This window comes from Streptomyces alkaliterrae (assembly GCF_007097205.2).
In the GTDB taxonomy this organism is placed as follows: domain Bacteria; phylum Actinomycetota; class Actinomycetes; order Streptomycetales; family Streptomycetaceae; genus Streptomyces; species Streptomyces alkaliterrae.
This window is the reverse complement of sequence record NZ_VJYK02000002.1, coordinates 49,216-59,122: the sequence shown is the minus strand read 5'-3', so window position 1 is coordinate 59,122 and position 9,907 is coordinate 49,216. Positions and strand designations below refer to the sequence as shown.

Below are 9,907 nucleotides of genomic sequence, written 5' to 3'. Positions count from 1 at the left end.
GTCGGTGGGGCGTGGGATGCTGGACGGCGATGGCCCCCAAGAGCGCAGGTTCCGCGAAGTCCCCCAAGCCCCCGAAGGCCGCCGCCGACGACCCGCTGGCGGCGGTGACCCTCGCGGTCGGCCAGGAGGAGTTGCTGGCCGACCGGGTCGTCCGCCAGGTGGTGGCGGCCGCCAGGGCCGCCGACCCGGAAACGGATGTGCGGGACCTCGCCCCGGGCGTGCTCCAGCCGGGGATGCTCGCGGAGCTGACAAGCCCGTCTCTGTTCGCCGAACGCAAGGTCCTGGTCGTCCGCCAGGCGCAGGATCTGTCCGCCGACACCGTCAAGGAGGTGAAGGCCTACCTCGCCGAGCCGGTCGAGGAGGTGCTGCTGGTGCTGCTGCACGCCGGCGGCGCCAAGGGCAAGGGTCTGCTGGACGCCGCGCGCAAGGCCGGTGCCCGGGAGGTGCCGTGCGCGAAGCTCACCAAGCCCGCCGAGCGACTGTCCTTCGTCCGAGGCGAGTTCCGGGCGCTCGGCCGGTCCGCCACTCCGGAGGCGTGCCAGGCTCTGGTGGACGCGATCGGCAGTGATCTGCGGGAGCTGGCTTCGGCCTGCGCGCAGCTTGTCGCCGACGTCGAGGGAACGATCGACGAGACGGTGGTCGCCCGCTACTACACCGGTCGCGCCGAGGCTTCGAGCTTCGCGGTCGCCGACCGGGCGGTGGAGGGCCGGGCCGCCGAGGCGCTGGAGGCGCTGCGATGGGCGCTGGCCACCGGAGTCGCCCCGGTGCTGGTGACCAGCGCGCTGGCGCAGGGTGTCCGGGCGATCGGCAAGCTCGCCTCCGCGCGGTCGGGCATGCGTCCGGCGGATCTCGCCAGGGAGCTGGGCATGCCGCCGTGGAAGATCGACCGGGTCCGGCAGCAGATGCGGGGTTGGTCGGCGGACGGCGTCGCCACCGCGTTGCGGGCGGTCGCCGAGGCTGACGCGGCCGTCAAGGGCGGCGGCTACGACCCGGCTTACGCGCTGGAGAAGGCCGTCGTGACGATCGCCAGGGCGGCCCGTTACCGCTGAGCGGTCAGATGTCGCCTTCGCCGCGCTTGGGCGGGCCGCTGTCGGAGTCGGAGCCGCCGGTCTGTTCGTCGGAGTCGTTGGAGGCGTCGGACCCGGTGGGCTTGCGCAGCTCCGCCAGGGTCTCCTCGGTGCTCTTCGTCAGCATCGAACGGACCTGTGTCTTGGTGAGCGGGCTCTGGCCGGCGCGCGAGAGCTCCACGTCGCTCCACTCCAGATGCGTCTCCACCCAGCGGTCCCGGACGGCCAGCGCGGCGTAGGTCAGCTGTCCGTCGCGCTTGCGTTCACTGGTGATGAGGAACGCCTCCTCGCCCAGCTCCTCCACCGGCTCCACCCGGTACCGCTGGTTCTCGTTCGAACGGCTCTCCTGCGCCTGGGCCCGGGCCTCGAACTCCGCGGTCGGGTCGGTCTGCTTGTGCCAGGTGGCGGTGAAGGTGACAAAGGTGGAGGCGAAGCGGCTGGACCTGTCGCGCTTGTAGCGCATCAGGCAGCTGCTGGTGTCCATGGCGTCGTGCGTGGAGTGGTTGGAGGCGCTGCTGCCGTGCGTGGTGTAGTGCTCGAGGAAGGGGGAGCGGTAGACGCTCTCGCACATGTCCTTGTGGAAGCGGTACCCAGCGAGGTCGGCGGTCGGTTCGGAGTCGCCGCCGAAGCCGCCTCCGACGATCGTCCCGGCCGCCCAGACGGCGGAGGCGAGCACCACGCCTCCCAGCGCCCACACCCATCCGGGGAGCCGGCCTCGGGAGGCGCCGGCGGGGGGACCGGCCGACGGCCCCGGCACCGGGGACCCGAGGGCCTGCGACGCGGCGGCGTAGCCGTAGCCACCGGTGGCGGGCTGCGCGTAGGGGTTGTGCGGCTGCGGCTGCGGCTGGCCGGCCTGCTGGCCGGGACCGCCATAAGGGTTGGGCTGCTCCCCCGGTATGGACATGGGCCAAACCTACCCGTGTGGCGTCCGGGGGACGCCGCCGGTGGGTAACAGCCTGTCCACAACAAGCCCTGTTCACGACAAGCCCTGCCTACGACAAGCCCCGCCCACACACAGCAGAGCGCCCCGGAGGCGGGGCCTCCGGGGCGTCGCAACAGTGCTGTGGCGAACAACACGCATTGTGTCGGACTCCCGTGGACGGGGTCCGGTCCGTTGGGGTCACGCGCCGTCGAGTAGAGGGCTCGGACGGTGTCGCGCGTGGCGCCCGGTGGTGCCGGGCCGGTCGGTCACGGCGATGAGAGGGAGCCGTGGACTGACGGGCATCGGGGCGCACCAGCCCCGGGGATCACTTCTGGAGCGAGGCGACCTTGCGGGCGAGGGCCGACTTCTTGTTGGCCGCGTTGTTCTTGTGGAGAACGCCCTTGCTGGTGGCCTTGTCGAGCTTGCGGGAGGCGGTGCGCGCGGCGGCGGTGGCCTTCTCGGCGTCACCGGCGGCCACGGCCTCGCGGACGCGACGGATCGCGGTCTTCAGCTCGGACTTGACCGCCTTGTTGCGCTGGCGCGCCTTCTCGTTGGTCTTGATCCGCTTGATCTGGGACTTGATGTTCGCCACGAAAGAAGCCTTCTGGAGGTTCGGGGATGCTGACTCGCGTCCGGTCACCACCGCCGTAGCGGCGGAGCTCACCGCCGCAGTGGCGGTATGGGTGTCCATTGGACGCAGTCGCCCAGCGTAGCAGGAGGGGGCGGGGGCCTCCCAATCAGCCTCGGAGGCGCCACTCATGGGAGCATGGGGGCTGACAGCAGCGACCCGAAGCCATGACCCCGACAGGACCACGCGTGCCCGCGACCCCATCGAACGTGCCCGAGCCGAGCCGTACCGACCCGGCGCTGATTCGCAACTTCTGCATCATCGCGCACATCGACCACGGCAAGTCGACGCTTGCCGACCGGATGCTCCAGTTGACCGGTGTCGTCGAGCAGCGGCAGATGCGCGCCCAGTACCTCGACCGCATGGACATCGAGCGTGAACGCGGCATCACGATCAAGTCCCAGGCGGTGCGGATGCCGTGGGCGCCGTCCGGCAGCACGTCCGGCGGCGAGAACGCCACGCACATCCTGAACATGATCGACACCCCGGGGCACGTCGACTTCACCTACGAGGTGTCCCGCTCGCTGGCCGCCTGCGAGGGCTGCATCCTCCTCGTGGACGCGGCGCAGGGCATCGAGGCGCAGACCCTCGCCAATCTGTACCTGGCGATGGAGAACGACCTCACGATCATCCCGGTGCTCAACAAGATCGATCTTCCGGCCGCCCAGCCGGAGAAGTTCGCCGCCGAGCTGGCGCACCTGATCGGTTGCGAGCCGGGGGACGTGCTCAAGGTCTCGGCGAAGACGGGTGAGGGCGTCGAGGCGCTGCTGGACGAGGTGGTGCGCCTGGTGCCGCCGCCGGAGGGCGTGAAGGACGCGCCCGCCCGCGCGATGATCTTCGACTCCGTCTACGACGCCTACCGCGGCGTGGTCACGTACGTGAAGGTCGTCGACGGCACGCTGGGCAAGCGTGAGCGCATCAAGATGATGTCGACGGGCGCCACACACGAGCTGCTGGAGATCGGGGCGAACGCGCCGGAGATGACGCCGGCCGACGGGCTGTCCGTCGGCGAGGTCGGCTATCTCATCACCGGTGTGAAGGACGTGCGCCAGTCGAAGGTGGGCGACACGATCACCCAGCAGCACAAGGGGGCCACCGAGGCGCTGGCCGGGTACAAGGACCCGAAGCCGATGGTGTTCTCCGGGCTGTACCCGCTGGACGGTTCGGACTACCCGGAGCTGCGGGACGCGCTCGACAAGCTCCAGCTCAACGACGCCGCGCTGGTCTACGAGCCGGAGACGTCGGCGGCGCTGGGATTCGGTTTCCGGGTCGGCTTCCTCGGCCTGCTGCACCTGGAAGTGATCCGGGAGCGGCTGGAGCGCGAGTTCAACCTGGATCTCATCGCGACCGCGCCGAACGTGGTCTACCGGGTGGTCATGGAGGACGGCGTCGAACACATCGTCACCAATCCGAGCGAGTTTCCGACCGGCAAGATCGCGGAAGTCCACGAGCCGGTGGTGCGCGCGACGGTGCTCGCGCCCAGCGAGTTCATCGGCGCGATCATGGAGCTGTGCCAGAACCGCCGCGGCACCCTGCAGGGCATGGACTACCTCTCCGAGGACCGCGTCGAGCTGCGTTACACGCTGCCGCTCGCGGAGATCGTCTTCGACTTCTTCGACGCGCTGAAGTCCAAGACGCGCGGTTACGCCTCGCTGGACTACGAGCCGACCGGTGAGCAGTCGGCGGCGCTGGTGAAGGTCGACATCCTGCTGCACGGCGACAAGGTCGACGCCTTCTCGGCGATCGTCCACAAGGACAAGGCGTACGCGTACGGCGTGCGCATGGCCTCCAAGCTGCGGGAGTTGATCCCGCGTCAGCAGTTCGAGGTGCCGATCCAGGCGGCCATCGGCTCCCGCGTCATCGCCCGCGAGACCGTGCGCGCGATCCGCAAGGACGTGCTCGCGAAGTGCTACGGCGGTGACATCTCCCGTAAGCGGAAGCTGCTGGAGAAGCAGAAGGAGGGCAAGAAGCGGATGAAGGTCGTGGGCCGGGTGGAGGTCCCCCAGGAGGCGTTCATCGCCGCGCTCTCCACCGACGACAGCTCCGGCGAGGCGAAGGGCAAGAAGTAGCCCGTCGGGCGGAGCAGCACACGCATGTCGAACACGACGGCCGCGCGGTTCGCGCGGCCGTCGCGCGTTTTCCGCCACTGTTCTCCGCCGGCCGCGCCGTGGAAGTCCGCCCGGCCCGCCTGCACGCTGCGAACGTGCCGTCACGCCTACTCTGAGTAGGTAAAGAGATCAGAAAATGCCTTGTCCACAGCCCCTTACATCCCGGGCTCGAGGCCCTTACTCTGATCAGCCACCGAGTTACTCGTGAGTCACCCCCCAGCAACGTAGTGGGCCCCGGAGGATGTCGTGAGCGACGCTCAGTCCAACATCAACAACCGACCGCCTTCCGTGGCGGCTCTCTTCCTGGAGAGGATCGAAGCCACGCCGGACGGCGAGGCCTACCGTTACCCCGTGCCGGCGGCCGGGGGCGACGGGCCGGACGAGTGGCGGTCCTACACCTGGGCGGAGGCGGCCGAGCGCGTGTTCGCGGTGGCGGCCGGTCTGACGGACCTGGGCGTCGAGCCCGAGGAGCGGGTGGCGATCGCGTCGAACACCCGTGTCGACTGGATCCTGTGCGACCTCGGTGTGCTCTGTGCGGGAGCCGCGACCACCACGATCTATCCGAGCACGAACGCCGAGGAGACCGCCTACATCCTCGCCGACTCGCAGAGCCGGGTGCTGTTCGCGGAGGACGCCGGTCAGCTCGCCAAGGTGCGCGAGCGCCGGGAGGAGCTGTCCGACCTGCGCCATGTCGTCCTGATCGATCCGAACGGCGAGTCGGCCGAGGGCACGGACGACCCCGAGGGCTTTGTCGTCACCCTCGACGAGCTGATCGAGCGCGGCAAGGCGTATCTGGAGAAGCACCCGGACGCGGTACGGGACACCATCGCCTCGCTGCGGGCGGACCAGCTGGCGACGCTGATCTACACGTCCGGCACCACCGGCCGTCCCAAGGGTGTGCGACTGCGGCACGACTCGTGGTCCTACATGGCCAAGGCGATCGCCCAGACGGGCCTCGCCCGCCCGGACGACGTGCAGTACCTGTGGCTGCCGCTGGCGCACGTCTTCGGCAAGGTGCTGCTCTCCGGCCAGATCGAGGTCGGGCACGTCACGGCGGTGGACGGCCGGATCGACAAGATCATCGAGAATCTGCCGGTCGTGCAGCCGACGTACATGGCCGCGGTGCCGCGCATCTTCGAGAAGGTCTACAACGGCGTCGCGAACAAGGCGAAGGCGGCCGGCGGAGCGAAGTACAAGATCTTCAAGTGGGCGGCCGAGGTCGCCAGGGAGTACGGCCGGGTCACCCAGGAGAACCAGCGCCGTACCGGCACGCCCTCCGCGCCCGCCGGGCTGCGGGCGAAGCACGCCGTCGCCGACAAGCTCGTCTACGGCAAGCTGCGGGCGGCGTTCGGCGGTAGGCTCCGCGCCTGCGTCTCCGGTTCGGCGGCGCTCGCGCCGGACATCGGCTACTTCTTCTCCGGCGCCGGCATCCACATCCTGGAGGGCTACGGCCTCACCGAGTCAAGCGCGGCGAGCTTCGTCAACCCCGGCGAGGCTTACCGGACGGGCACGGTCGGCAAGCCGTTGCCGGGCTGCGAGGTGCGTATCGCGGAGGACGGCGAGGTACTGCTGCGCAGCCCGGGCATCATGGAGGGTTACCACAACCTGCCGGACAAGACGGCCGAGATGCTGGAGTCGGACGGCTGGCTCCACACCGGGGACATCGGGGAGTTGTCCGACGACGGCTACCTGCGGATCACCGACCGCAAGAAGGACATGTTCAAGACCTCGGGCGGCAAGTACGTGGCGCCGGCCGAGATCGAGGGCCGGTTCAAGGCGATCTGTCCCTACGTCTCCACCATCCTGGTGCACGGCGCGGACCGGAACTTCTGCTCGGCGCTCATCGCCCTCGACGAGGTGTCGATCATGGGGTGGGCGAAGGAGCACGGGCTGGCCGGGAAGAGCTACTCCGAGGTGTTGGCCTCCGACGAGGTCAGGAAGCTGGTCGAGGGCTACGTGGAGGAGCTGAACAGCGGCCTCCAGCGGTGGCAGACGATCAAGCAGTTCCGCGTCCTGCCGCGTGACCTGGACGTGGAGCACGGCGAGCTGACGCCGAGCCTGAAGCTCAAGCGCCCGGTCGTGGAGCGCGAGTTCGGGCACCTGCTGGACGAGATCTACGCAGGTACCCGCGAGGACTGACGCGCGGGGCCGCGGACCGGCGTGCCGGCCCGCGGCCCTCGGCCCGCCAAGCCGCGGGCCCTCAGTCCACCAGGTCGCGGACGAGCGCGTCCGCGAGCAGTCGCCCGCGCAGGGTCAGGGCGGCGCGTCCGGACGCGTGTGCGTCGGCGTCGAGCAGCCCGTCGGCCACGGCCCGGCGGGCGGCCTCGGCGCCGGCCGGCCGCAGCAGGTCGAGCGGGCAGCCGTCGGCGAGCCGCAGTTCGAGCAGGACGCGTTCCACGCGCCGGTCCTCCGCCTGCAGTACCTCGCGCCCGGCGCCGGGGCTGTGGCCACGGGCGAGGGCGGCCGCGTAGGCGGCGGGGTGCTTGACGTTCCACCAGCGGACGCCGCCGACGTGGCTGTGCGCGCCGGGCCCGGCCCCCCACCAGTCGGCGCCGGTCCAGTACAGCAGGTTGTGCCGGCAGCGGCCCGCCTCCGAGGTGGCCCAGTTCGACACCTCGTACCAGTCGAATCCGGCCGAGGCCAGCAGCTCCTCGGCGATCAGGTAGCGGTCGGCGTGCACGTCGTCGTCGGTCGCGGGGACCTCGCCCCGGCGGATGCGGTGGGCGAGCCGGGTGCCCTCCTCGACGATCAGTGCGTACGCCGAGACGTGATCGGGTCCGGCCTCGACGGCGGCGGTCAGGGAGGCCCGCCAGTCGTCGTCGCTCTCACCGGGGGTGCCGTAGATCAGGTCCAGGTTGACGTGGTCGAAACCGGCGGCGCGGGCCTCGGCGACGCACGCCTCGGGCCGGCCGGGCGTGTGGGTGCGGTCCAGGACCCGCAGAACGTGCTGCCGGGCGCTCTGCATGCCGAAGGAGACCCGGTTGAAGCCGGCGGCGCGCAGCTGGGCCAGGTAGCGCGGGTCGACGGAGTCGGGGTTCGCCTCGGTGGTGATCTCGGCGTCGTCGGCCAGCGGGAACTCGGCACGGATCGCGGCCAGCATCCGGCCGAGATCGGCGGCGGGCAGCAGTGTGGGGGTGCCGCCGCCGACAAAGACGCTCTCCACCGGGCGGGGGTCCTCGCCGAGCACCTTGCGGGCCAGCCGGATCTCGTCGATCAGGGTGTCGGCGTAGTTCTCCCGGGAGGCGAGGACTCCGCCGCTGCCGCGCAGCTCGCCGGCGGTGTAGGTGTTGAAGTCGCAGTACCCGCAGCGTGTGGCGCAGTAGGGAACGTGCAGGTAGAAGGCGAGCGGGCGCCCCGACGCGCCGGAGAGCGCGTCGGGCGGGAGCGACCCGTCGTCGGGTACGGGTTCGCCCTCGGGCAGTGCGGATGGCATACGCCCATTGTCCGGTATCGGCACAGCCGGCGGTGCGGCCCGCTCGTCCCGCTGCCGGACGGGCCCGTCCGCGCGTCCGCCGGGCGGGGTCACGGCGCTCCTGGCCCGACCGTGACGTGGTCGATCAGTCGTTCCACCGCGCCCAGCAGCTCGGGCCGCAGGTCCCGGTAGCTGGAGACCGCCCCCAGCACCCGCCGCCAGGCCGCGCCGGTGTTCTCCCCCCAGCCGAGCGCCCGGCAGACGCCGGTCTTCCAGTCCTGACCGCGGGGCACGGTGGGCCAGGCCGGGATGCCCAGCGCGGCCGGTTTGACGGCCTCCCACACGTCGACGAACGGGTGGCCGACGACCAGCACGTCCTCGCCGCCGACCTGTGCGGCGATCCGCGACTCCTTGGAGCCGGGGACGAGGTGGTCCACCAGCACCCCGAGCCGGGCGTCGGGTGCGGGTCCGAACTCGCGGACGATCGCCGGAAGGTCGTCGACGCCCTCCAGGTACTCCACGACCACACCCTCGAGGCGCAGGTCGTCGCCCCAGACCTTCTCCACCAGCTCGGCGTCGTGCCGGCCCTCGACGTAGATCCGTCCGGCGCGTGCCACCCGGGCGCGTGCCCCGGGTACGGCGAGGGAGCCGGAGGCGGTCAGCGGTCGGCCGCCGGGGGTGGTCCGCTGCCCGGTCACCGGCCGGTCGGGGCGGGGTCGGACGAGGGTGACTGGTCGCCCTTCGAGCAGGAAGCCGCGCGGGGTGAGCGGGAAGACGCGGTGCTTGCCGAAGCGGTCCTCCAGGGTGACGGTAGGCCCCTCGGCGGTTTTCTCGCAGCGCACCACCGCACCGCAGTAGCCGGTGCCGACCTCCTCGACGACCAGCCCGGCCTCGGCCGGCACCTCGGGGGCCGGGGTGTCGCGTTTCCACGGCGGGGTGAGGTCCGGTCGGTAGTCGCGGGAGGGGCGGAAGGGTTCGCTGCGCATGCCCGACATTCTGCGCCAGCCCCGGCTGTGCGGCCGGTACCGGTCGGCGCTCAGCCGGTGGTGAACCGGCGTGCCAGGTCCTCGCGTTGGGCCCGGACGAAGTCGGCGTCCACCACCGCGCCGTGTCCCGGCACGTAGCGGGCGTCCGGGCCGCCGAGCGCGAGCAGCCGGTCCAGCGCCTCCGGCCAGCGGGCGGGGTGGGCGTCGGAGCCGGCCTGCGGTTCGCCGGACTCCTCGACGAGGTCGCCGCAGAACACCACGTGGGGGCGGCCGGGGACGAGGACGACCAGGTCGTGGCCGGTGTGTCCGGGGCCGACGTTCGCCAGCAGGACCTCCCGGTCGCCCAGCCGCAGGGTGATCTCGCCGCTCACCTGGTGGTGCGGCACCACGAGGACGTCCACGGCCTCGGTGGCCTCCTCGGGCGTCAGGCCGTGCCGGACGGCGTCGGCGCGCAGTTCCTCGGCGCCCTTCCGGAGCAGCCGGTCGGAGCCGACGGCCGCGTACACCTCCACCCCGGCGAAGGCGGCCGTGCCCAGTACGTGGTCGAAGTGCGGGTGGGTGAGCGCGACGTGCGTGGGGCGCCGCCCGAACCTCCGTTCCAGGTCGCGCCGCAGCCCCGCGCCCTCCCGCAGGCAGGCGCCGGTGTCGACGACCAGCAGGCCCTCGGTGCCGGCCACGGCCCCGACGGTCTCGTCCCAGCCGGGCATCCGTCGGCGCACCACTCCCGGTGCGAGCACTTCCCAGCCGCTCTCTTCCCCGCCACTGTTCCTGCCGCTGTCCATGA

8 protein-coding genes are annotated in these 9,907 nt (G+C 71.4%); 3 read left to right on the top strand and 5 right to left on the bottom strand.

From position 1 onward, the window contains the following. The first annotated feature begins 29 nt into the window (after positions 1–29). A complete protein-coding gene (holA, locus tag FNX44_RS00580; protein ID WP_143645847.1) occupies positions 30–1,049 on the top strand; it encodes a DNA polymerase III subunit delta in 1,020 nt (339 codons plus the stop codon). Positions 1,050–1,053: 4 nt separating this feature from the next. Here holA and FNX44_RS00575 read toward each other — a convergent pair whose 3' ends face one another. After that, positions 1,054–1,971: a hypothetical protein gene (locus FNX44_RS00575; protein ID WP_143645845.1), complete on the bottom strand. Its 918-nt coding sequence runs from the start codon at positions 1,969–1,971 to the stop codon at positions 1,054–1,056. 343 nt (positions 1,972–2,314) lie between these two features. Continuing rightward, on the bottom strand, positions 2,315–2,581 hold the full coding sequence (rpsT, locus tag FNX44_RS00570; RefSeq protein ID WP_143645843.1) for a 30S ribosomal protein S20: 267 nt from the start codon (positions 2,579–2,581) through the stop codon (positions 2,315–2,317). Between the two features lie 224 nt (positions 2,582–2,805). On the opposite strand from rpsT, the gene lepA reads away from it, so the two are divergent. After that, on the top strand, positions 2,806–4,686 hold the full coding sequence (gene lepA, locus FNX44_RS00565) for a translation elongation factor 4 (protein ID WP_143645841.1): 1,881 nt from the start codon (positions 2,806–2,808) through the stop codon (positions 4,684–4,686). A 285-nt stretch (positions 4,687–4,971) separates the two neighbouring features. Beyond that, entirely contained in the window at positions 4,972–6,864 is a 1,893-nt protein-coding gene (locus tag FNX44_RS00560; RefSeq protein ID WP_143645839.1) for an AMP-dependent synthetase/ligase, read from the top strand. A gap of 61 nt (positions 6,865–6,925) precedes the next feature. Here the strand turns inward: FNX44_RS00560 and hemW are convergent, their stop codons facing one another. The 3 genes from hemW to FNX44_RS00545 all read right to left on the bottom strand — a co-directional run bounded on the left by hemW (position 6,926) and on the right by FNX44_RS00545 (position 9,905). Further along, complete coding sequence (gene hemW, locus FNX44_RS00555) at positions 6,926–8,158, bottom strand: radical SAM family heme chaperone HemW (protein ID WP_143645837.1); 1,233 nt, start codon at positions 8,156–8,158, stop codon at positions 6,926–6,928. A gap of 89 nt (positions 8,159–8,247) precedes the next feature. Further along, the gene (locus tag FNX44_RS00550) at positions 8,248–9,123 is read right to left on the bottom strand and encodes a DUF3097 domain-containing protein (RefSeq protein ID WP_143645835.1); all 876 of its coding nucleotides are present in this window, start codon (positions 9,121–9,123) and stop codon (positions 8,248–8,250) included. Positions 9,124–9,173: 50 nt separating this feature from the next. Then, complete coding sequence (locus tag FNX44_RS00545; RefSeq protein WP_143645833.1) at positions 9,174–9,905, bottom strand: MBL fold metallo-hydrolase; 732 nt, start codon at positions 9,903–9,905, stop codon at positions 9,174–9,176. Between the last annotated feature and the right edge of the window lie 2 nt (positions 9,906–9,907).

What these genes read in the sequence shown, in the direction of transcription:
- holA (WP_143645847.1), top strand. Translation starts at nt 30, where the DNA reads ATGGCCCCCAAGAGCGCAGGTTCCGCGAAGTCCCCCAAGCCCCCGAAG.
- FNX44_RS00575 (WP_143645845.1), bottom strand. Translation starts at nt 1,971, where the DNA reads ATGTCCATACCGGGGGAGCAGCCCAACCCTTATGGCGGTCCCGGCCAG.
- hemW (WP_143645837.1), bottom strand. Translation starts at nt 8,158, where the DNA reads ATGCCATCCGCACTGCCCGAGGGCGAACCCGTACCCGACGACGGGTCG.
- FNX44_RS00550 (WP_143645835.1), bottom strand. Translation starts at nt 9,123, where the DNA reads ATGCGCAGCGAACCCTTCCGCCCCTCCCGCGACTACCGACCGGACCTC.
- FNX44_RS00545 (WP_143645833.1), bottom strand. Translation starts at nt 9,905, where the DNA reads ATGGACAGCGGCAGGAACAGTGGCGGGGAAGAGAGCGGCTGGGAAGTG.